The following is a 20,215-nucleotide window of genomic DNA, read 5'->3' as shown; positions in this document are numbered from 1 at the left end:
CCATCATTCGAAGACACCCGTTGCAGTGCTTAACGACGGACGCTGTGCTGACCGCGTTGGCCTGGAAAGGAATGCCGCGTGCCGCACGTTTCGGTTGTGATCAAACAAACGCAACAGAATGAAGGCGACCAGAAAAGATCCGACTGTATGTGGTGTCACAAAATCAACCTCAGCCACCGACCGAACCAGGAACAAGATTGCGAGGCCTGAGAAAAACATCAGCGATCCGACATTGCCCCGGCCGAACACAGCGCTGAGCGGCATGACGACCAACAGCACACAGATTGTTGTTACAAACCCAAGTCCGACCAAACCGGTTCCCACATATGTTTCAATCAGCGCGTTGTGGAAATGAAATCCGGACCGCGCGGTAATATAAAAAGTATCCCACAGCGCCTCGGCCTCGGGGCGTCCGGGAACCCAGAACGCGTTGTACCCCAGCCCCAGTACTCGTTGATTCGCGCCGATTTCGAACGCTTGGTTCCAAAGATAGGTGCGGCCCGTCAGGGTCGTGTCCTTACCAAATGCCGCAAGAACAGCATCGAATGCCCCCAGATGTTGCGCGGCCAATACCAGTGCGGCAATACCGGCCAGCGCCAAAACGACCGTGGCCCGTCTCAGCCAAGGAGCGAGAAGCATCACGAGCCCGACAAAAAGCATGGAAGAAAACGCCACCAGAGCCGACAACAAAGAGGTCGCGGAATCCGACATCCAAAGCATGCCGAATCCAGTTGCCGCCGTGACCGCGATCATCGGCAACAGCATTCGAGGCGCTCTGAAGACCCCGACAAGAGACAAAGAGAAGATGATCGCAAGGGTCGCAAAGTATCCCAACTGGTTCTTCGAGGAAAACGCGCCGTTAAATGCAAAATCACCGTCAATGTAGTCGTAGGAATACCCCCAGTTCACAGCGGAGTAGAGCAGGACAAGCAGACATCCGATTGTCCCCCCCAGCGCCAGGTTGCCCGGCGACGTTATCCTCGCGGCGACCAAACCGGCGAAGAAGGTGATCCCGTATTGAATGGATGCGCGCAGCGTGGCGGACGGCACATCGCTCCATAACGTGGAAAGAAGAAAGAAAAACGGTAATAGCAAAAGCAGAACAACCGCGCCGGGACGCCCCAACAAAACGCGCGGAGCGAGCGCAAAGGGAAGAAGCCAGACTCCATAAAAGGCGAGGATTGAAAGAGGTCCGAAATTTACCGAATAGGCGAAAACGATCATCGACAGCGCAACAGCGGGCACAACATATGCCGTGTTTTGTGCGGGATCGATGATCGAAGCCAGCTTCACGTTCATTCGAATAAAGCCCTTCGGTTGTCCTTTTCGAGGGGCCCGACGATCAGACATACAAGCGCACCGCATGTCGTGTCTGCGATACGACAGTCTTTCGCGGGGCGAGACTTTGGGCACCAAAAGGCGCTGTCTTGCCTCCCAGAATGCCGCATGTGGCCCCTCGAAAACAAGTGATACGGACCCAAGCTAAGGTGCTCATACGGGAAACGATCAAGATTTGCGCAAGCGCAATGACCTAGTTTGGCTTGGTTTTCCGGTTCTGAACCTACACAAGCGGCCCCATATTTGGCGGCATTTAACGGATGACACGCGCTTTTCCAGCGCGCCTCCGACTGCCTGTATTGTGCACGATTGGTGGTCAAGGCACATCGATCCCGTCTTCGCAAAGCACAGATTGTTCAAACGCGCACCTTTCGCCCAGTTTGGTGTACGCCGCCCAGTCGACTTCCAGAACCTGCGGCGCGGAATTCGCTGAAAATTCGCCCATCCAGCTGACCAGTGTATCGGTCGACCATATGCTAATGTACATTTTTTGAGGCTCGTTCGGCAACGCGTCACCGCTTAGATCTCGCTGCAGTTTACCGTCAATGTACCAGCGTATCCGGCCAGGTTCCCAAATGAAGGAATAAGTTCGAAATACCTCGTCGTCTGGCATGGATTGCAGTTTGGCATTGTCACTATCGCCTTTGAAATGGAAGTTTGTCTGGAGCGTTGGCTCGTTTCGGGCAATGAACTCAAAATCGATTTCGTTATGTGGCCGGTCCTGCGGGGCCCCTATGAACGTGAACATATTGGCGTTCATACCGCGCGCGTAGGGAACCTTCATCCGCGCCTCAAACGTGCCGTATCCCAGACGGTCCTTTGATTGTATCTCGCCGCAACTGAAATCGCGATCCTGTTTGGAATGACCCGTCAGGGACAACAAAAGCTTGCCGTCTTCAGTTTTCACCCGGTTTCTATGCCACAGGCAGCTTTGGTGATCTCCATTGGCCCAACCGTTGGAGACAAGCCATCGCTCCTGAGACAGCGTGTCAAATGGCTCGAAAAACGAGCCTCCATTCTGCGATAGGGCACCGCTGGGAAAGGCGACAGACGCCATCAGGGCTAATGCTGAAAACCACCGATTTGCGCGGCACTTCATCATGAATGGTCCTTTTCCTATCGAGGAAATGAGTCTTCGCCGGTAAGGCTAGTTCCTTGCGGGAAAACAGACCAACAGCATTCAACCGATACGCGACGATCCGCCGAGAATGCCTTTGCTTGCCATGGTGTGAACGCCGTCAGGCCGAAGCTAGGGGAAGCCTATTGTCGCGGTGTCAAAAAAGGGGGAGGCCAGTGCTTTTCGCTGTTCGCAGACCAAATTGTTGCTTTTTAGCGTCCCAAAATCGGCACTTTACTCGTTAGGTCTCCGATTCAATTTGCTCGATCAAGCGACTGTCGGCTCACGATTTCGGTTGGCAGTTCGAGGGACTGCCCCGCCGACCCTGTCTCTATCATTTCGATCAACGCCTGTGCCGCCTTTCGACCCATTTCGCGGTGCGGAACATGCACGGTGGTCAATGGCGGATTGATGATCCGGGCAAGTTCGATATCGTCGAACCCGGTTACAGAGACGTCATCTGGCACCCGAATTCCCATTTCCTGCGCTTGCCGGACCGCGCCGACTGCCAGAACGTCGTTGCCGCACAAGACCGCCGTGGGTCGTTCTGTTTGGGACATAAGGTTGGCAAATGCCTCGGCGCCGTTTTCGATTTCATACGATGTCTCTATGATCGGCAGGCTATCGGGCGGCAGATTATTCATTTCCATGGCATCCTTTATGCCTTCGATTCTAAGCCGGGCCCGATCATTTCCCTGTCTGATGCCTGAAATTGCCGCCAGCCGGGTGTGCCCAAGCTTTATCACTTTGGCCGCCAAAGCTTTCATTGCCTGTCTGTTGTTGAATCCGATCGAAGGCGTGTCCTTCTCCGGGATGAATGACCACGCCACGACGGTGGGCATTTTGCGCTGTTCAAGGAAATCGAAAATACGCGGGGCACGATCGTGGCCGATCAACAAAAGCCCATCAGCACCGCGTGCCACAAGGGTGCGAATTTGTTCTTCTTCGTTTTCGGGCCGGTAGGCTGAACTCGAGACAAGCAGAGTGTAACCTTGCCGGTGAATTTCCTCCTGAAAGGCTTGTAAACCTCTGGCGAAAATCGCGTTTTCCATGGTTGGGATGATGGCGCCTATTGTAAAGGAACGTTTCGCAGCCATCACGCGCGCGGCAAAATTCGGTGTATACCCTAAGGTGGTTACGGCAGACATCACACGTTCGCGCGTTGCAGTGACTACGCGCTCGGGGTCGTTGAGGCACCTCGACACCGTCGCCGTCGAAACGCCGGCCTTTCTGGCCACATCGTCCAAGGTCGGAGCCGACCGAAGTTTTGACATTACCGAACTCACAATTCGCTTTCACTTAAGTCTAGCTGTTTCATGGGGCATATGAAAGCAGCAATGTAAGCGCTTGCAATTAGAATGTAAGCGCTTACAAATAGGGTAGAGCCGATTCTACTGGGAGATCAGAACGTGTTCCTTGCTGCATCCATAATCGTATTTGTCATTTATTTTGCGAATGTGGCTCTGGGTGCCTTTGCAAGCAGCGCGTTTCTTGGAGACGTAGGGGAAATGTTGGTTCTGTTCGCGGCCTCGATCTTGTTCGTTGTCGCAATTCTGAAAAAGGAGGCGGATCGCAAAGCCGCAGAAGGCGGTTCAGACGAGCGCTGAATTTTCCTAAGGGAGGGCAATACATGAACAATGACAGAAAAGAACTTGCGTCCACAGAGCGCCGCAATTTCCTAAAACTCAGTGCCGGCGGGGCATTCACCGCAGCGCTTGTCGCTGGGGCTGGAGGCGTTTTGTGGTCATCAGAAGCCGCAGCGCAAACCGCCAAGGAAGAGAGCGAGAGAGAGAAGGCCGCTGATCACGTTATGACCATTGCGACGGCCTACGTGCTAGGTGCATCGCGCAGTTATCCGATCATGCAACTGGATCTGAAAGAAAACATCCAGAACGCAACGAATGGCAAGGTCTACGTCAAGCTGGCCCCAGGTGGTCAGTTGGGTGCGGGCGGATCGCTGGTGCAGAAAGTGCAGGGTGGCACAATTCAGGCAGCGCAGCATTCGCTTTCGAACTTTGCCCCTTTTGCGTCGACGGTCGACCTGATCAACATGCCGTACCTGTGTGGATCGAACCAGCGGTTCACCAACCTGGTTCATTCAGACACCTGGAAGAACGAAGTTCACCCGAAGGTCGAAGCAGCCGGGTTCAAGGCGTTGTTCTACGTGGTGATTGACCCCCGTGTTGTCGCGGTTCGTCAGGGCGGCAACGCAATCATCACCCCCTCAGACATGAGCGGCGTGAAATTCCGTGTGCCGGGTTCCAAGATGCTGCAGCAGTATTACCGGATGGCTGGTGCAAACCCGACGCCGGTCGCCTGGGGCGAGACGCCTTCTGCGATCAAGCAGGGTGTTGCTGACGCGCTCGATCCGTCAGTGGGTGCGCTCTATGTGTTCGGCTTCAAGGACATACTTAGCCACGTGACCTTCACGCAGGCGGTGCCTGACAGTCAGGTTTATTCCTGTAACCTTGAATGGTTCAACTCGATGCCTGCTGATGTTCAGGAAGGCATCATGTGGGGCGCGGAAATGACCAGCCACCAGAACCTGTCCAAAGTTCCATCGGCGCGGGCTTATGCCATGGCCGAATTGAACAAGGCTGGGGTCGAATTCCACTCACTCAGCAGCGATCAGCTGGCCGAATGGCAGGATGCCGGTGGGTACCAGAATTCTGAATGGGACCCGTTCAAAATGGAACTGGCTGGGTCGATGGACAACTTTGAGAAACTGGTCGAAGCGGCCGGAACTCAGGGCAAGTACTACGTCCACGACGCCTAACGCCTCACTGGCGGACGCCTTAGTAAGGCGTCCGCATTTTCCACAGTTAGCCAGGCCGCAAAGGCCCATAAACAGAAGGTTTCGGCCTGGCTGCTCTATCACCGAGGGATAAGATGACCATTCTTCAAAACGTAGATCGCAATGCCGAACGCTGGCTGCTGCTGGTGTTTTACGTGATGCTCGTCATCACGATGGCCATCGAAGTCCTGAGACGAGAGATATTTGCGTTTTCGTCGATCTGGGGTGAGGAAATAGTCCGCTACTCCTTTATCTACCTTGCGTGGATCGGTGCGGCAGCAGCCGTCAAAGAACGCGCCCACATCCGTATTGACGTGATCATGCACTACCTCGGACCCCGCCCCAAGGCGCTGTTATACATCTTCGGTGATCTGGTGATGTTCATAGTGGCCGTCATCGCGCTTTATTGGTCCTACGAAGCTGTGCATGTCTCGGCCAAGTTCGGATCGGTGACGGATGGGCTGCGTGTGTCCAAGGTCTGGTTCCTGATGGCTGTACCCACCGGTTTTGCGCTGATGATCTGGCGACTGATCCAATCCTTCCTACGCGACTTGAAATCCCTTCGTGACGGCACCCCCGTTTTCGAAGGCGACAAGCTGTTTGACTGAGGAGAAACAGAATGCTCTGGGGTTCCCTCAATCAATCCGTCGAACTGGGCTGGGATTTTTACCTGCCTGTCATTCTCTTTGTTGGTCTGATCGCAATGGCGGTTCCGGTTTGGGCTGCAATAGGTACTGCCGCGATCGTCATGCTGGTCATGTCGGGCGATCTGCCACTAAGTCTTGTTGGCGAAAGCCTGTTTACCGGCATCGACGCCTTTGCCCTAACAGCCGTCCCGCTGTTCATCCTGACCGGCGACGTGCTGGTCCGAACGGGCTTATCGCGAAAATTCCTTGATGTGGCCGAGGCGCTGACTTGCTTCACCAAGGGTGGCTTTGGCTCTGCGACTGTTTTGGTTTGCGGCATGTTCGCGGCGATTTCTGGCTCGGACGCTGCTGGCGCCGCAGCTGTGGGTCGCATGACCATCAATCGGCTGGTCGAAAGCGGCTATCCGCGCCCATATGCCTGTGCTTTGGTGGCGGCGGGGGCCTGTACCGGCATTCTTATTCCGCCATCCATCGCCTACATCATCATTGGTCTGGTTTTGGGTATATCCGCTTCGACATTGTTCCTGGCGGCCCTCATTCCCGGCTTGGCCATTCTAATATCGATCCTGATCACCAACCTGATCGTTAACCGCATTTACCTTTACGAAGGTGGTGGTGTGATGACCTTTGGTGAGTGGTTGGCGAATCTGGGCAAAGCGCTCAAATCCGGCTGGTATGCCTTTATCGTTCCTGGCATCATCTTCTATGGCATCTTTTCGGGCCGCCTGACCCCGACCGAGGCGGGTGCAACCGCTGTGGTCGTGACGATTATCATGGGTTTCATCCTGCGCACGCTGACACTGGCCGACTTCCCCTCGATGTTGGTCAGCTCGGCCAAGGTGAACGGTGTGATTCTGCCGATTATTGCCTTCTCAGCCCCCTTGGCCGAGGCGCTGGCGATTATGGGCGTGCCCCAAGGGTTCGTCGCTTCGATCACGGCGCTGACGGATGATCCCTATGTCTTGATCCTGCTGATGATCGGTATCCTGATTGCCGCTGGCTGTGTGATGGAGACGACACCAAACATCGTGATCCTTGCGCCGATCCTGAAGCCTTTGGCGGACAATATCGGAATGAACGAAATACAGTTCTGCATCATGATGATTACCGCTTTGGGTGTTGGGTTTATCACGCCTCCACTGGGATTGAACCTTTTCGTGGTGTCCGGGATCACTGGCGAATCCATCTTGAAGATCGCCGCCCGTGCCGTACCCTTTGTTTTGACCATGCTGTTCGTTGTCCTATTGATCGCGTATGTTCCCGCGGTTTCGACAACGTTGCTTCCTGAAATCTATCAATAGGACTTGCTGAATATGCCGCGTGACTACCTTAAAAAGGCAACTCTTACCCCGCAAACCCATGCTTCCGAGGTGCATGAGACGGTCAAGACCATCCTGGCTGAAATCGAAGCAGGGGGGGATGCCAAAGCCCTTGAATATGCGGTGAAGTTCGACAAATTCGACGGCAATGTTCTGATGACCGCCGAAGAAATCGAAGCCGCCTGCGCGTTGGTTCCGGAAAAGCTGAAAGCTGATATCCGCTTTGCCCACGACAATGTGCGCCGGTTTGCAGAGACGCAGAAGGCGACTGTGTCCGATGTTGAGATGGAAATCGTTCCGGGCTTTGTGGCTGGTCAAAAAGCCATCCCGGTCGACGCGGCAGGGTGCTATGTTCCGGGTGGTCGCTATAGCCACATCGCAAGTGCGATCATGACGGTGACAACGGCCAAGGTGGCCGGATGTCGCCACATCACGGCTTGTTCTCCGCCACGTCCCGGTGAAGGCGTCGCGCCTGCGATTGTCTATGCCGCGCATATTTGCGGGGCTGACAGCATTCTGGCTATGGGCGGCGTACAGGGTGTTGCCGCGATGACCTATGGTCTCTTTGGTCTGCCGCGCGCAAATATCCTTGTCGGACCGGGCAACCAATTCGTGGCCGAGGCCAAGCGCATCCTCTATGGCACGGTCGGGATCGACATGATTGCGGGTCCGACCGACAGTTTGATCCTCGCGGATTCCTCGTCAGATGCGCACGTAGTGGCCACGGATCTTGTTAGTCAGGCCGAACATGGATACAACTCGCCAGTCTGGCTGGTGACGGATGATCGGGGATTGGCTGAAAAAGTCATGTCCTTGGTTCCGACCTTGATCGACGATTTGCCCGAACTGAACCGCGAAAACGCCTTTGCGGCGTGGCGCGACTATGCCGAGGTCATTGTCTGTTCGGATCGCGAAGAAATGGCGGCGTGTTCGGATGAGTACGCGCCCGAACACCTGACGGTTCAGGCCGAGGATCTGGATTGGTGGCTTGGGCGACTTACCTGCTATGGATCGCTGTTTCTGGGTGAGGAAACCACCGTTTCTTACGGCGACAAGGCCACAGGCACCAACCATGTACTGCCGACATCAGGTGCGGCCAGCTACACAGGTGGACTGAGCGTCCACAAATACATGAAAATCGTTACCTGGCAGCGCGCAACGCGCGAAGGATCGAAATCTATTGCTGTGGCCACGGCGCGCATCTCGCGCCTTGAAGGGATGGAGGGTCACGCCAGGGCAGCTGATGTGCGTCTTGCCAAGTACTTCCCGGACGAACAGTTTGACCTGACAGCCGATGGATGACCCACGTACGTTATTTGATCTAACGGGCCGGGTCGCTTGCGTAACTGGTGCAAGCTCGGGTTTGGGGCGGCGCGTGGCGAAGGTTTTGGCGACAGCTGGGGCGCAAGTTGTTGGTGTGGCGCGTCGGGTTGATGCGCTTGAACAGCTGTGCGCCGAAATTGGCGGTAACGCTTCTTCCGTCACGGGAGATGTTGCTGATCGGTCAAATACGGATGCACTCGTCGCTGAGGTTTCAGCCAAATTCGGACCACCGGACATTATCGTCCACGCGGCGGGGGTGAATACCCGAGAAGCGGCAGACGATGTAACGGATGAGGGATGGGATGCCACGATGGCGCTTAACCTCAGCGCTCCGTTCTTTCTAAGCCGGGCTATGGTGCCCGCGATGAAAACCCGAGGGTGGGGGCGGATTGTCAACTTTGCTTCATTGCAGACAACGCGCGCCTTTCCCAACGGAATAGCCTATGGCGCGACAAAGGCTGGCATTGGGCAATTGACCCGGGCAATGGCCGAAGCATGGTCGCCGCATGGGATCACCGCCAACGCGATTGGGCCGGGGTTCTTTCCAACCGAGTTGACGCAGGCCGTGTTTGATGACCCCGAACGCGTCACCCGTAACGCAAAACAGACGTGCATCCAGCGAAACGGGCGCATGGAAGATATCGACGGCCCGATCTTGTTTTTGTGTTCAAAAGCATCGGATTATGTGACGGGTCAGGTTCTAATGGTCGACGGAGGGTTCACCGCGAAATGAAAGCGCTGGTCTACAACGGTGTCGAACATTTGTCGTTTGCGGATGTCCCTGATGCTGTCCCCGGTATCGGAGAATGCCTGGTACGCGTCGAGGCTTCCGGTATCTGTGGATCGGACATGCACGCCTATCTTGGGCATGATGAACGGCGACCCGCGCCGCTGATCCTGGGTCACGAAGCAGCTGGTATTGTTTCCAGTGGCCCTCGGGATGGTACGCGCGTAACGATGAACCCGTTGGTAACCTGTGGCACATGCCCTGCCTGCGTAGCAAAACGCGAAAACCTCTGTTCCAATCGTCAGATTATCTCGATGCCACCCAGAGAAGGCGCTTTTGCGCAGTTCGTTACGATCCCGGACAGCAATCTGATCGAGGTACCAGAAGATGTTTCGCTGGCCAAAGCCGCACTGGCCGAGCCATTGGCCGTCAGTTGGCATGCCGTGCGGTTGGCGATCGAAGCCCTGCACCCCGCCACCAATCGACGCGCGCTGGTGATCGGCGGCGGCGCGATAGGGCTGGCCGCCGCGCTGGCCCTTGGGGCAATGGATGTCGATGACGTGACCGTTGCTGAGCCGAATGCGCTGCGCCGCGACTATCTGCGCGCACTGGGTTCGTTCAATGTGGTGGAAATCCCGACGGGAGAGTTTTCGCTGGTGCTTGACGCGGTGGGATATGCCACGACCCGCGCAGTGGCTTCGGCCCACACCAAACCCGGCGGCGTCATGGCACATGTCGGTCTGGGCGAAGACACCGGCGGGTTGGACGTTCGGCGAATGACCCTGCAAGAGATTACGTTTATTGGTACCTATACCTATACGTCCCAAGACTTCCGCGACACCGCACAGGCCATCTTTGACGGTCGACTTGGGGCGCTGAATTGGACTGAAATGCGTGGGTTGTCAGAAGGTGCGCAAGCTTTTCGCGATCTGCGATTAGGTGCTGTTGCCGCACCGAAAGTAATCCTGAACCCCTGGGAGTAATCCCTGCAGAATTGGAGGCAGTCATGTACAAAAAAGTTCTTGTTCCGATGGCGCTGGACCATGGTATTTCTCAGCACACCCTGGAAGTTGCCCGTGCCCTGTCTGAAGACGGGGCCCAGATAATGGCCTTGCATGTTTACGAGATGCCACAGGGATCGGTCAGCGCCTATCTTGATAAGTCTGCCGTCGCCGAAGGTTTTGAACGCGCACGCCGGCAACTGCTGGCTAAGGTCGAGGGTCTCGAAGGTGTGAATTCGGAAATTGTGAAAGGTCACACCGCACGTACGATCATCGATTATGCAGATACCAATGGTGTTGATTGCATTGTCATCGGCTCGCATAAGCCGGGTCTCAGCGACTATTTTCTGGGCTCGACCGCGTCGCGGGTCGTCCGCCACGCAACCTGCGCCGTGCATGTGCATCGCAGGATCTGAACTCTCAATCGCGCCCCAGGCGCCCCAAACAGGACTGACTGATCGGAAATGAACATAGACAAAAAGATCACCGACGATCTGGTTGCGAATGATATCTCGTTCGTCACCACCGTACCGTGCAAACAGCTGGCTGGCGTGATCGAAGAAATCGATGCGCATGATGATATTTTTCACATCCCGTCCAACAAAGAAGACGAGGGGATGGGCCTGTGCGCCGGTGCATGGATGGGCGGCAAGCGCCCGGCCATCATCATGCAAAACACTGCCATCGGCGTGACCATCAACACGCTGGCAACATTGATCCAGTACTACCGTATGCCGCTGCCCATGCTGATCTCTTATCGCGGTGAACTGCGGGAACCAGTGGCCTGTCAGGTCGAGATGGCGGTGCACACCAAGGCACTGCTGGCGCAAATGAATATCCCGACCTACCACTTCCACCATAAGGCGGATGTCGAGGAGTTGGACGCGATCCTGAAATATACGTTCATGTGCAACAAACCGGTCGCAATTCTGACCGATGCCAATTTCTGGGGAGGCTACGGCGACCAATGATCCGTTCTGAAATTCTGAAGGAAATAGCCCCGATCCTACGTGATCAACTGGTTGTCTGTAATATCGGTATCCCCAGCCAGGAATTGCACGCCATCGACGACCAACCCACCAACTTTTACATGTTGGGCACCATGGGATTGGCGTCGAGCATCGGTCTGGGTCTTGCCCTGTCACAACCGAAACCGGTTATTGTCATCGACGGCGATGGCTCGATCCTGACCAACCTCGGCACGCTGCCTACCATCGCCAACAACGTGGCTGACAACTACATTCTGTTGATCATCGACAATGGCTCTTACGGTTCGACTGGCGACCAGCCGACCTATGCCGGACAGAAAACCTCGCTGACCAAAATGGCCGAGGCCGCCGGGTGCGAGCGTGTAATCGAATGCGCAGCCGAAGATACGGGTCGCGTGCTGCAAGACGCGCTGGACGCCAAGCAGATGACCATCATCGTCAGCAAATGCGAAAGCGGTAACGCCAAGATGCCCGTCATCACTATGGATCCGGTGGTCATCCGTGACCGGTTCATGAAGGCCGTTCAGGCGTAATGGCATCAAGCGCTATCCACTGCGCAGAAGACGCTCGCCGCCTGGCGCGGCGGCGTTTGCCGTGGATGGTGTTCGATTATATCGATGGCTCAGCCGGGGCAGAAATGGGCGCGGCGCGTAATCGCGCTGCGCTGGACGCCATAACTCTACGCCCACGCATCCTTCGGGATGTCAGCAAAAGGTCACTGGTCAGCACAGTGTTTGGGAAAGCCACCAAGCTTCCTTTTGGCATTGCTCCTATGGGTATGTGCAATCTCTCGGCACCAGGGGCAGACCTGATGCTGGCGCGCCTTGCCGCGCGGTATTCTGTGCCGCTGGGCGTGTCGACCGTTGCCTCAACCCCCATGGAAGAGATGATCGAAACGGCGCAGGGCAACGCGTGGTTCCAGCTGTATTTCAGCGGCGATGGCGCGGGTACATTCAAGCTTGTAGATCGTGCCAAGGCTGCCGGGTATGAGACGCTTGTACTCACGGTGGATGTCCCCGAAGTTGGACGCCGCCCGCGCGAACTACGCCACGGATTTCGAATGCCTTTCCGGTTGGGCCCAAAGCAGTTCCTGGATTTCGCGTTGCACCCCCGCTGGTCTCTGAGCACGTTGCTTCATGGTAAGCCGCAAATGGCCAATTTTCTAATGAACGGCTACGCGTTCGACCGAACCGAAAGTCGCGCCAAGGCCGATTGGGAAACATTGGCGCGGCTGCGAGATAAGTGGTCGGGAAATCTTGTAGTGAAAGGTGTTCTTGATGCCGAAGACGCCGTTGCCCTGAAAACCGCAGGCGTGGATGCAATCCAGGTCTCCAGCCACGGCTCGCGACAGCTGGATAGCGCACCGGCACCGTTTTCGGCCCTGTCTGATATCCGAAAATCCGTGGGCGATGACTTTCCAGTTTTTTACGACAGCGGTCTGCGATCTGGTGAAGATGCGCTGAAGTCAATTGCCCAAGGCGCAGATTTTGTGTTCTTTGGTCGTATTATGCAATTCGCGATAGCGGCAGAAGGCGAAGCGGGGCTTCAGCAGCTTTGGGACGTTCTTAGCGACGAGATCAGCATCGCAATGGCGCAGATCGGCGTAACATCCGTTGCTGCTGTTTGATCGAACAGCAACAAACGCTTCAAAACCCGTAAAAAACCAATCGCAGAGTGCTTCGGATACTGCGATGGTTGTCGTTGACAGATGCAGCGCGCGCGCGAAGGAGCGGCCCAGGCCATGGCAGACGAGTCAAAACATGAGGCCGTGTTTCTAAGTGGGAGCCTGATGCGCCACGTGACGCGCATGTCGCTGACCACCAGTATTGGCCTGATGGCTATCTTCGCCGTCGACTTCGTGGATATGGTCTTTATCTCGATGTTGGGGAACGACGCGCTGGCGGCGGCTGTAGGTTACGCCGGAACGCTGTTGTTCTTTACCAACGCCATCAACATTGGCCTGTCCATTTCCGCCGGGGCGCTTGTCGCGCGCGAGCTTGGGGCTGGCAGGTCAAGGCAGGCGGGTCACTATGCCTCGAGCGTCGCTATTCTGGGGCTGATTGTCGGGGTGATCACGTCGGCTCTGGTCTTGATGAACATCAGTTTCCTATTGTCCCTTCTGGGCGCTGAAGGCGAGGTGCTTAGACTGGGCACGCGGTATGTATCGATCATCTTGCCAACCATGTGGGTGATGTCGCTTGCGATGGTGTCCATGGCTGTATTGCGGGCGCATGGTGACGCGCGCCGATCTATGATGGCGACCATCTACGGTGGCGTGGTGAATGCTGTGCTGGACCCTATTTTGATCTTTGCTGTTGGACTAGGCCTGGATGGTGCCGCCATCGCGTCGGTTCTTGCGCGGATTTGTATGTTGGCGGCGGCGTTATGGCCTGCATTGCGGGTCCACCGCGGGTTCGCTCGTCCGTCCCTCAAGCAGGTCGCAACAGACCTGCGACCTGTCCGGGCGATTGCGATACCGGCCGTCCTGACCAACGTGGCCACGCCCATCGGAAACGCCATCGTGGTACGCGAGATCGCTCACTATGGCACGGATGCGGTGGCTGGAATGGCCGTCATCGGACGCCTGCTGCCCGTGGCGTTTTCCGTCATTTTTGCCCTGTCGGGCGCAATAGGGCCAATCATCGGGCAAAATTTCGGGGCCGAAAAATTCGACCGGGTCCGCGAGGCTTTCTTTGCTGGGATCAAGTTTACAGCCATCTATGTGCTTGGGATGGCCGCGATCCTGTTCCTGTTGCGCGGCCCAATCGCGGATCTGTTCGCAGCGCAGGGTGAAACCCGGATTCTGATCTATCTGTTCTGTGGCCCTTTGGCGCTTGCCGCCTTTTTCAACGGCGTCATTTTTGTCACGAATGCCAGCTTTAACAATCTTGGGTATCCAGTTTATTCCACGTGGATAAATTGGGGGCGTCACACGATTGGAACGTGGGTGTTCGCGACCATCGGATCTTACCTGGCAGGCGCGTCCGGTGTCCTTCTTGGGCAGGCTTTCGGAGGCGTCATATTCGCCGCCATAAGCTGGGTTTTGGTCGCGCGTGTCGTGTCACGATTGGAGCGGCCTACGGAAATCGATCCGTTTGCCGACCAAAAGCGAATTCTGTCTCTGTTTGGTCGTCGTGGCTGGTGACCACATGTCAATTGCCCTGATTGCGGGCCTCCAACCGTTCAAGATTCACAACTGTCGACAACATCAGGCGATCATGGCTCCAATCCTCTGTCTGTTGCAGCGACGCGGCACTCAGCGCAAGAAGCGTGGCGAACGTCAACGTCAGCCCCAGGAACAAGGCCGGTAAAGGGGCCGAGACAGGTGGGGCGTCCGTCAAGGCAATAACACGCTGCTGTAGGACGCGCTTGGCTTTGCCCCCGGTGACCAAAGCCACATTCAAAACGCGCGGACGACCCATCGTGACAGTGCGGGCACAATAATCCAGCAGGCAGGTCGTATATTCGCGGGCGTCAATGCGTTTGCGGGCGACCACTGACTGGTCGCAGGCCAATTCGCGCAACCGACCGAACTGATATTTGAGCATCATGTACGCCGGATTCCAGAACAGCAGCGGGCGCAGGATTTCGAAACCTAGCTCCCACTCAACGTCACCGGCGCGGATATGCTGAAACTCATGCGCCAAGGCGAACCGCAACTCGCGCGGGGTGTCCAGAAGGTGGCTGGGCAGTACCACATGGCGACGGCGCAATCCGCGCACCGCAAAGGGAATGGTGATGCGATCTGACAGGCGAATGTCCACCTTGGCGGACCGACGCCAAAGAAAACTGTTGGCGACGGCATTTCGGATCGCCAGCGCGTCGCGGATCGCGCGGGCAGCAAACAGGCTGGCGACAGCGGCCAGAAGTGCCAGCGTGACAGTCACAGCTGTATTATGTCCGGACAGGATGAGATCGACCCATCGTTCGCGGGTGTTGAGCAGTGCCTCGAACTGAGTTGCGGGCATTGCGATTTCGCCCCGCAAATATGCTGACACCGCGATATCGCCCAAACCAACTGCGTGGCCGGGCCATGCAAACGCGGCAAGCGCGGAAACAGCAAGGGCCAATAGCGGGCTGATCAACACACAGATACACAAGGCTTTGAGCGTTCGCAGCTGCGCCACAAATCCGTATCGCAGGGATGTGCGGGCCAGAAGGGCGCGCGCCGCCAGCCATATCACGGCCGAAAGCCCCAGCACGATGTTCAATTCAAGATACGCGTCGAGAACCGGTTTAACCGCTGTCATTTTGCAGTCTCCTCTCTACCAGTGCTCGAATTTCCTCAAGATCATCTTCACTCAGCCCCGCGTCATCCACCAGTCGCGCCACGAGCGTGGCGGGCGTGTCATCGAACAGTGTACGGGACAGGTTTTGAAGCGATCGTGCCTGATACCTGTCTTTTTCCAGAAGGGGCCTGTAGATCAGCGTTTTGCCGTGCTTGCGACTTTCGACGAAGCCTTTTTCGTCGAGAATGCGCAGGATTGTGGCACCTGACGTATAGGCCAGATTGCGCTCTGGCGGCAGGCGGTCAAGGACATCACGAACCGAGCCTTGTCCGAGGGCCCAGAGTTCGTTCATGAACTCAAGTTCAACCTCGGTCAGCAGATTTGTCGTCTTTTTCTTACGCATCGGTTTCGGTGTCACCATTTTACTTAGTATGCCCGCTAAACAAGCATCCTTTCGCGGTTACGCAAAGCCTAAACTTTCCGGAAAACAAAAACGCCCCAACCGATTGACAGGAAAAGCGGTATCCAAACCGGCTGTCCCACAAACCCAAGCCAAGCCAGGAAGATGTAGACCGAGCCCAGCAGAGTAATGAATAACCTGTCTCCTAAGGTGGTTGTCAGGCCAAGGATTCCGCGGCGTTCGATCCCGTCCCGAAATCGGGTGACCTCCAGAATGCCAATCACGGCGATGGCGGAGAAGATGCCAACAAACACAGCCAGTGTCGCAGGTGTCCATGCCATCCAGAAATCAGGCCACAGCGGGGCCGTCCAGGAAAATCCCTTTTCTTCTTGCTGGCCAACACTGCCCCATCCGGCTGCGGCCTGCGCCACAGCAGAGGAGGGTAAGAGTAGCGGGAGGGTGAATAGAAGTTTGCGCATATTGAACCTCACACGCGTCCCATCGCGAAACCACGCGCGATGTAGTTGCGGACAAACCAAATGACGATGGCGCCGGGGATAATGGTTAGCGTGCCAGCGGCGGCCAGTAAGCCCAACTCATACCCAGCGCTGGAGGCGGTGCGGGTCATCACAGCAGCAATGGGTTTGGCCTCGACCGCCGTCAGGGTTTTCGCCAGCAGCATTTCCACCCATGAGAACATGAAGCAGAAAAAGGCCGCCACGCCGACCCCGGCCTTGATGTTGGGCAGGAAGATCGTCACGAAAAACCGCGGGAAAGAGTAGCCGTCGACATAGGCGGTTTCATCCAGTTCCTTTGGAATGCCGCGCATGAAGCCCTCCAAGATCCAAACGGCAAGCGGCACGTTGAACAATGTGTGCGCCAGAGCCACGGCCAGATAGGTGTCAAACAGACCGATGGAGGAATAAAGCTGAAAGAACGGCAGCGCGAACACGGCGGCAGGGGCCATTCGGTTGGTCAGCAGCCAGAAGAACAGCTGTTTGTCGCCCAGGAACCGATAGCGCGAGAAGGCATAGGCCGCGGGAAGGGCGACACAGACCGAAAGCACCGTGTTCAGCGTCACATAGGTGATCGAGTTGATGTAGCCCCAGTACCAAGTCGGATCGGTGAAGATTGTGATGTAATTCTCCAGCGTAAAGGTCTGAGGGAACAGGGAAAAGCCCGACAGAATCTCGTTCGTGGTCTTGAAGGACATCGCCACCAGCCAATAGATCGGCAGCATCAGGAACGCGATGTACAGGATCGGGATGAGGGAACGCTTTTTCATTCTGCGTCATCCTTTGTCATCAGAGTGTAGAAGAGCCACGACACAAGCAATGTGATGGCGAAATAGATCAGACTCATCGCCGCCGCAGGGCCAAGGTCGAACTGTCCCAACGCGATCTTCACGAGGTCGATCGACAGCAAAGTAGTCGAGTTTCCGGGGCCACCGCCGGTCAGAACAAACGGCTCGGTATAGATGTTGAAGCTGTCCATGAACCGCAAAAGGATTGCGATGGTCAGAACTGTCTTCATCTTGGGCAGCTGGATATAGCGGAACACCGACCAAGGGCTGGCACCGTCGATCTTGGCCGCCTGATAATAAGCGTCCGGGATCGATACGAGGCCCGCATAGCACAGCAGCACCACCAATGAAGTCCAATGCCAGACATCCATCACAATGACCGTAATCCAGGCCGACAGAGGCTGTTGGGTCATGTCATAGTTGATGCCCAAAACGTCATTCAGGAAGTATCCAAGCAGGCCGATCTTGGGCAGGGTAAATATGTTCCACATCGAGCCCACCACATTCCACGGTATCAGCATCGGCAGGGCCATCAGAACCAGACAGACCGGCACCCAAAAGCCTTTGCGCGGCATGGAAAGGGCGACGATGATGCCCAAAGGGACCTCGATGATCAGGATCATGAAGGTAAACAGGAACTGCCGTCCCAAAGCGGCTTGGAAGCGATCAGAGCGCAGGATTTGTTCAAACCAGCCAAGCCCTTCCCAGAAGAACTGGTTGTTGCCAAAGGTTTCCTGCACCGAATAGTTGACCACCGTCATCATCGGCACCAGTGCGTTGAACGCGACCAGCGCCAAAACCGGCAGGACAAACAACCAGGCTCGTTGATTTTCCGTTCTCATTGGGCTCGCTCCTCGGTCGCGATCCAGCCGTCGCGGTACACGCGCGATTGTTCGGGTTTGAATTGCAGGAACACTTGTGATCCAGGCTCGGGGACGCTGTGTTCGGTTACCGCCTTCAGGGCAATATTGCCGACCATGGCGCTGACCACATAGTGGCGGCCAATATCAGAGACCTTGGTGACATGCGCCGGAATGCCGGTATCACCAAAGCCCACATATTCAGGGCGGATACCCAGATCTGTGCGACCTCCATCGCCTTTAGTGGGTCCCTCTAGCGCTACCTCATGCCCCTCGAAAACCGCGCGATCACCTATGGCTTCGCAGGGTAGGACGTTCATACCAGGAGAGCCGATGAAGTGGCCGACAAATGTGTGCTGCGGCCGTTCGAACAGTTCGACGGGCGTGCCGATCTGCACAACTTCACCGTCCTGCATCACGACCACTTCATCTGCGAAGGTTAGCGCCTCGGTCTGGTCGTGGGTCACGTAGATCATCGTGGCTTTGACGCGCTGGTGCAGCTCTTTCAGCTTGGACCGCAGCTTCCATTTCAGATGCGGGTCGATCACGGTCAGAGGCTCGTCGAACATCACCGCGTTTACATCGTCACGGACCAGTCCGCGACCCATCGAGATTTTCTGTTTGTTGTCTGGGCTCAGACCCGAGGCCTTGGTGCCCAGCATATCCGTCACGTCCAGCATCTCGGCGATCTCGTCAACGCGGCGTTTGATCGTGCTCGAATCCACGCCCCTGTTTTTTAGAGGAAACGCGAGATTTTCGCCCACGGTCATCGTGTCGTAGATCACGGGGAACTGAAAAACCTGCGCGATGTTGCGCTGATCGGGGGGCAGGGTGGTTACATCGCGATCATCGAACAGAATCTGCCCCTCGGACGGCGTTAGCAGACCCGAGATGATGTTGAGCAGCGTGGATTTCCCACAGCCCGAGGGCCCCAGCAGCGCATACGCACCGCCATCACGCCAAGTCACGTCGATTTCCTTTAGCGCATAATCCTCGGGACCTTTCGGTGAAGGCATATAGCTGTGGCGAAGGTTTGAAAGCTTGATCTGAGCCATGTCAGGCCACCCTTTGGCCGTCTTGGCCGAAATACCGGCAATGTGCCGGGTTCATGTAGAAACTGTGATCTTCGCCCACCTCATAAGGGTGCACACCAGCGGCCAAAGAAACCCATGCGTCATTGCCATGCTGGAAATGCGCGCTGGAATCCGAGCCCGACAGCTCGGTCACGATTACGCGGCCTGTCAGTTCCACATCTGCATCCGAGGTGCGGAACGGTGTCACCCGATGCGGGCGGACAGCGACCATGTAATCGCCGTCGGCGATATCGCTGACAGACCAACCGCCGCCGCCGGCCAGTTGCGCCTGTTCACCAGAGACAGTGATCTGTGCCACGTTGATTGGCGGGTCCGAGAACACCCGTGCAGCAGCGATGTTTTCTGGGTTGCGGTAGATATCAGCCGTCGGGCCAAACTGGGTTACGTTGCCGTCCTCCATCAGGGCGGTATGGCCTCCCAACAGCAGCGCCTCTTCGGGTTCTGAGGTAGCGTAGACTACCACAGCGCCGCGCCCGGCAAACAGATCCGGCAATTGCTCGCGCAGTTCCTCGCGCAGTTTGTAGTCCAGGTTCGCGAGCGGTTCGTCCAGGAACACTGCGCGGCTTTCCTTGGCAATCGCACGCGCCAGCGCGGTGCGTTGTTGTTGGCCACCCGACAGTTCATGCGGGCGGCGGTGCAACATCGGGCGCAGTTGCAGCAGGTCGGCGGCCTCTTCGACTCGACCTTCAACTTCGCTTTGCGCCATGCCTGCCACGCGAAGCGGCGAGGCGATGTTGTCGAAAACACTCATATGCGGGTAATTCACAAAGAACTGGTGCACGAGGCTGATTTTGCGTTTCTGTGTGTTCAGCCTTGTTACGTCCTGCCCATCCATCAGGACCTTACCCGAGGCGATCGGGTCAAGCCCGGCCATCATTTTGATCAGAGAGGTCTTGCCTGAGCCGGTGGCCCCCAGCAGCACGTTGAAGTGACCGGTGTGCAAAGTCAGGGACGTGGGTTTGATATGGATGACGTTGCCGACCCGTTTGGTCGCGTCTTGTAATTCGATCATGTCTGTGGGTTCCGATCCCGCAGCGCCAAGCGCTGTTTTAGTCTTGGATGGGGATGCCTGAG

General features: G+C 56.4%; 22 protein-coding genes. 12 read left to right on the top strand and 10 right to left on the bottom strand.

All coding sequences use genetic code 11. From position 1 onward, the window contains the following. Positions 1–3: 3 nt before the first annotated feature. The 3 genes from ACR0BU_RS01580 to ACR0BU_RS01570 all read right to left on the bottom strand — a co-directional run bounded on the left by ACR0BU_RS01580 (position 4) and on the right by ACR0BU_RS01570 (position 3,729). On the bottom strand, positions 4–1,299 hold the full coding sequence (locus ACR0BU_RS01580) for an O-antigen ligase family protein (protein ID WP_480735105.1): 1,296 nt from the start codon (positions 1,297–1,299) through the stop codon (positions 4–6). Between the two features lie 355 nt (positions 1,300–1,654). After that, on the bottom strand, positions 1,655–2,440 hold the full coding sequence (locus tag ACR0BU_RS01575) for a family 16 glycosylhydrolase (RefSeq protein WP_480735107.1): 786 nt from the start codon (positions 2,438–2,440) through the stop codon (positions 1,655–1,657). 269 nt (positions 2,441–2,709) lie between these two features. Beyond that, positions 2,710–3,729 (bottom strand): LacI family DNA-binding transcriptional regulator, encoded by a 1,020-nt coding sequence (locus ACR0BU_RS01570; RefSeq protein ID WP_480735109.1) that lies wholly within the window; start codon positions 3,727–3,729, stop codon positions 2,710–2,712. A 135-nt stretch (positions 3,730–3,864) separates the two neighbouring features. Between ACR0BU_RS01570 and ACR0BU_RS01565 the strand changes: the two genes are divergently transcribed. The 12 genes from ACR0BU_RS01565 to ACR0BU_RS01510 all read left to right on the top strand — a co-directional run bounded on the left by ACR0BU_RS01565 (position 3,865) and on the right by ACR0BU_RS01510 (position 14,400). Next, positions 3,865–4,062: a hypothetical protein gene (locus tag ACR0BU_RS01565; protein WP_298932769.1), complete on the top strand. Its 198-nt coding sequence runs from the start codon at positions 3,865–3,867 to the stop codon at positions 4,060–4,062. Between the two features lie 23 nt (positions 4,063–4,085). Then, on the top strand, positions 4,086–5,231 hold the full coding sequence (locus ACR0BU_RS01560) for a TRAP transporter substrate-binding protein (RefSeq protein WP_298932767.1): 1,146 nt from the start codon (positions 4,086–4,088) through the stop codon (positions 5,229–5,231). 113 nt (positions 5,232–5,344) lie between these two features. Then, positions 5,345–5,857, top strand: a complete 513-nt coding sequence (locus tag ACR0BU_RS01555) for a TRAP transporter small permease (RefSeq protein ID WP_298932765.1) — start codon at positions 5,345–5,347, stop codon at positions 5,855–5,857. 11 nt (positions 5,858–5,868) lie between these two features. Continuing rightward, the gene (locus tag ACR0BU_RS01550) at positions 5,869–7,197 is read left to right on the top strand and encodes a TRAP transporter large permease (RefSeq protein WP_298932763.1); all 1,329 of its coding nucleotides are present in this window, start codon (positions 5,869–5,871) and stop codon (positions 7,195–7,197) included. A 12-nt stretch (positions 7,198–7,209) separates the two neighbouring features. Next, entirely contained in the window at positions 7,210–8,517 is a 1,308-nt protein-coding gene (hisD, locus tag ACR0BU_RS01545) for a histidinol dehydrogenase (protein WP_298932761.1), read from the top strand. Further along, the gene (locus tag ACR0BU_RS01540) at positions 8,510–9,271 is read left to right on the top strand and encodes an SDR family NAD(P)-dependent oxidoreductase (protein ID WP_480735110.1); all 762 of its coding nucleotides are present in this window, start codon (positions 8,510–8,512) and stop codon (positions 9,269–9,271) included. The genes hisD and ACR0BU_RS01540 overlap by 8 nt, the downstream gene beginning before the upstream one ends. Beyond that, positions 9,268–10,248: an alcohol dehydrogenase catalytic domain-containing protein gene (locus ACR0BU_RS01535; protein ID WP_480735111.1), complete on the top strand. Its 981-nt coding sequence runs from the start codon at positions 9,268–9,270 to the stop codon at positions 10,246–10,248. The genes ACR0BU_RS01540 and ACR0BU_RS01535 overlap by 4 nt, the downstream gene beginning before the upstream one ends. Before the next feature lie 23 nt (positions 10,249–10,271). Beyond that, the gene (locus ACR0BU_RS01530; RefSeq protein ID WP_298932756.1) at positions 10,272–10,682 is read left to right on the top strand and encodes a universal stress protein; all 411 of its coding nucleotides are present in this window, start codon (positions 10,272–10,274) and stop codon (positions 10,680–10,682) included. 48 nt (positions 10,683–10,730) lie between these two features. Continuing rightward, positions 10,731–11,237: a sulfopyruvate decarboxylase subunit alpha gene (gene comD, locus ACR0BU_RS01525; RefSeq protein ID WP_298932754.1), complete on the top strand. Its 507-nt coding sequence runs from the start codon at positions 10,731–10,733 to the stop codon at positions 11,235–11,237. After that, a complete protein-coding gene (comE, locus tag ACR0BU_RS01520; RefSeq protein WP_298932752.1) occupies positions 11,234–11,788 on the top strand; it encodes a sulfopyruvate decarboxylase subunit beta in 555 nt (184 codons plus the stop codon). The genes comD and comE overlap by 4 nt, the downstream gene beginning before the upstream one ends. After that, the gene (locus tag ACR0BU_RS01515; RefSeq protein WP_480735113.1) at positions 11,788–12,882 is read left to right on the top strand and encodes an alpha-hydroxy acid oxidase; all 1,095 of its coding nucleotides are present in this window, start codon (positions 11,788–11,790) and stop codon (positions 12,880–12,882) included. Before comE ends, ACR0BU_RS01515 begins: the two co-directional genes overlap by 1 nt. A gap of 114 nt (positions 12,883–12,996) precedes the next feature. Next, positions 12,997–14,400: an MATE family efflux transporter gene (locus ACR0BU_RS01510; RefSeq protein WP_298932748.1), complete on the top strand. Its 1,404-nt coding sequence runs from the start codon at positions 12,997–12,999 to the stop codon at positions 14,398–14,400. Between the two features lie 7 nt (positions 14,401–14,407). Here ACR0BU_RS01510 and ACR0BU_RS01505 read toward each other — a convergent pair whose 3' ends face one another. From ACR0BU_RS01505 to ACR0BU_RS01475, 7 genes are all read right to left on the bottom strand, one after another. After that, positions 14,408–15,505, bottom strand: a complete 1,098-nt coding sequence (locus tag ACR0BU_RS01505) for a M56 family metallopeptidase (RefSeq protein WP_300067523.1) — start codon at positions 15,503–15,505, stop codon at positions 14,408–14,410. Further along, positions 15,492–15,887 (bottom strand): BlaI/MecI/CopY family transcriptional regulator, encoded by a 396-nt coding sequence (locus tag ACR0BU_RS01500; protein ID WP_298932743.1) that lies wholly within the window; start codon positions 15,885–15,887, stop codon positions 15,492–15,494. Before ACR0BU_RS01500 ends, ACR0BU_RS01505 begins: the two co-directional genes overlap by 14 nt. A gap of 68 nt (positions 15,888–15,955) precedes the next feature. Then, positions 15,956–16,363, bottom strand: a complete 408-nt coding sequence (locus ACR0BU_RS01495; protein ID WP_298932741.1) for a DUF2160 domain-containing protein — start codon at positions 16,361–16,363, stop codon at positions 15,956–15,958. A gap of 8 nt (positions 16,364–16,371) precedes the next feature. Further along, on the bottom strand, positions 16,372–17,169 hold the full coding sequence (locus ACR0BU_RS01490; RefSeq protein WP_170346512.1) for a carbohydrate ABC transporter permease: 798 nt from the start codon (positions 17,167–17,169) through the stop codon (positions 16,372–16,374). Then, positions 17,166–18,029: a carbohydrate ABC transporter permease gene (locus tag ACR0BU_RS01485; protein WP_480735115.1), complete on the bottom strand. Its 864-nt coding sequence runs from the start codon at positions 18,027–18,029 to the stop codon at positions 17,166–17,168. The genes ACR0BU_RS01490 and ACR0BU_RS01485 overlap by 4 nt, the downstream gene beginning before the upstream one ends. Then, positions 18,026–19,102 carry an ABC transporter ATP-binding protein gene (locus ACR0BU_RS01480; RefSeq protein WP_480735117.1) on the bottom strand — a complete coding sequence of 359 codons (1,077 nt, stop codon included), beginning with the start codon at positions 19,100–19,102 and terminating at the stop codon, positions 18,026–18,028. The genes ACR0BU_RS01485 and ACR0BU_RS01480 overlap by 4 nt, the downstream gene beginning before the upstream one ends. A gap of 1 nt (position 19,103) precedes the next feature. Then, positions 19,104–20,153, bottom strand: coding sequence for an ABC transporter ATP-binding protein (locus ACR0BU_RS01475; protein ID WP_480735118.1), 1,050 nt, complete (start codon positions 20,151–20,153; stop codon positions 19,104–19,106). Positions 20,154–20,215 lie beyond the last annotated feature (62 nt).

The organism is Ruegeria sp. CK2 (assembly GCF_056536585.1).
Note: the sequence above shows the minus strand (reverse complement) of the source record. Positions and strands in the feature narration are given on the sequence as shown.

What these genes read in the sequence shown, in the direction of transcription:
- ACR0BU_RS01550 (WP_298932763.1), top strand. Translation starts at nt 5,869, where the DNA reads ATGCTCTGGGGTTCCCTCAATCAATCCGTCGAACTGGGCTGGGATTTT.
- comD (WP_298932754.1), top strand. Translation starts at nt 10,731, where the DNA reads ATGAACATAGACAAAAAGATCACCGACGATCTGGTTGCGAATGATATC.
- ACR0BU_RS01560 (WP_298932767.1), top strand. Translation starts at nt 4,086, where the DNA reads ATGAACAATGACAGAAAAGAACTTGCGTCCACAGAGCGCCGCAATTTC.
- ACR0BU_RS01505 (WP_300067523.1), bottom strand. Translation starts at nt 15,505, where the DNA reads ATGACAGCGGTTAAACCGGTTCTCGACGCGTATCTTGAATTGAACATC.
- ACR0BU_RS01500 (WP_298932743.1), bottom strand. Translation starts at nt 15,887, where the DNA reads ATGCGTAAGAAAAAGACGACAAATCTGCTGACCGAGGTTGAACTTGAG.
- ACR0BU_RS01485 (WP_480735115.1), bottom strand. Translation starts at nt 18,029, where the DNA reads ATGAGAACGGAAAATCAACGAGCCTGGTTGTTTGTCCTGCCGGTTTTG.
- ACR0BU_RS01515 (WP_480735113.1), top strand. Translation starts at nt 11,788, where the DNA reads ATGGCATCAAGCGCTATCCACTGCGCAGAAGACGCTCGCCGCCTGGCG.
- ACR0BU_RS01575 (WP_480735107.1), bottom strand. Translation starts at nt 2,440, where the DNA reads ATGATGAAGTGCCGCGCAAATCGGTGGTTTTCAGCATTAGCCCTGATG.
- ACR0BU_RS01480 (WP_480735117.1), bottom strand. Translation starts at nt 19,102, where the DNA reads ATGGCTCAGATCAAGCTTTCAAACCTTCGCCACAGCTATATGCCTTCA.
- ACR0BU_RS01580 (WP_480735105.1), bottom strand. Translation starts at nt 1,299, where the DNA reads ATGAACGTGAAGCTGGCTTCGATCATCGATCCCGCACAAAACACGGCA.
- ACR0BU_RS01475 (WP_480735118.1), bottom strand. Translation starts at nt 20,153, where the DNA reads ATGATCGAATTACAAGACGCGACCAAACGGGTCGGCAACGTCATCCAT.
- ACR0BU_RS01555 (WP_298932765.1), top strand. Translation starts at nt 5,345, where the DNA reads ATGACCATTCTTCAAAACGTAGATCGCAATGCCGAACGCTGGCTGCTG.
- hisD (WP_298932761.1), top strand. Translation starts at nt 7,210, where the DNA reads ATGCCGCGTGACTACCTTAAAAAGGCAACTCTTACCCCGCAAACCCAT.
- ACR0BU_RS01510 (WP_298932748.1), top strand. Translation starts at nt 12,997, where the DNA reads ATGGCAGACGAGTCAAAACATGAGGCCGTGTTTCTAAGTGGGAGCCTG.
- ACR0BU_RS01535 (WP_480735111.1), top strand. Translation starts at nt 9,268, where the DNA reads ATGAAAGCGCTGGTCTACAACGGTGTCGAACATTTGTCGTTTGCGGAT.
- ACR0BU_RS01540 (WP_480735110.1), top strand. Translation starts at nt 8,510, where the DNA reads ATGGATGACCCACGTACGTTATTTGATCTAACGGGCCGGGTCGCTTGC.
- ACR0BU_RS01490 (WP_170346512.1), bottom strand. Translation starts at nt 17,169, where the DNA reads ATGAAAAAGCGTTCCCTCATCCCGATCCTGTACATCGCGTTCCTGATG.
- ACR0BU_RS01495 (WP_298932741.1), bottom strand. Translation starts at nt 16,363, where the DNA reads ATGCGCAAACTTCTATTCACCCTCCCGCTACTCTTACCCTCCTCTGCT.
- ACR0BU_RS01570 (WP_480735109.1), bottom strand. Translation starts at nt 3,729, where the DNA reads ATGTCAAAACTTCGGTCGGCTCCGACCTTGGACGATGTGGCCAGAAAG.
- ACR0BU_RS01530 (WP_298932756.1), top strand. Translation starts at nt 10,272, where the DNA reads ATGTACAAAAAAGTTCTTGTTCCGATGGCGCTGGACCATGGTATTTCT.
- comE (WP_298932752.1), top strand. Translation starts at nt 11,234, where the DNA reads ATGATCCGTTCTGAAATTCTGAAGGAAATAGCCCCGATCCTACGTGAT.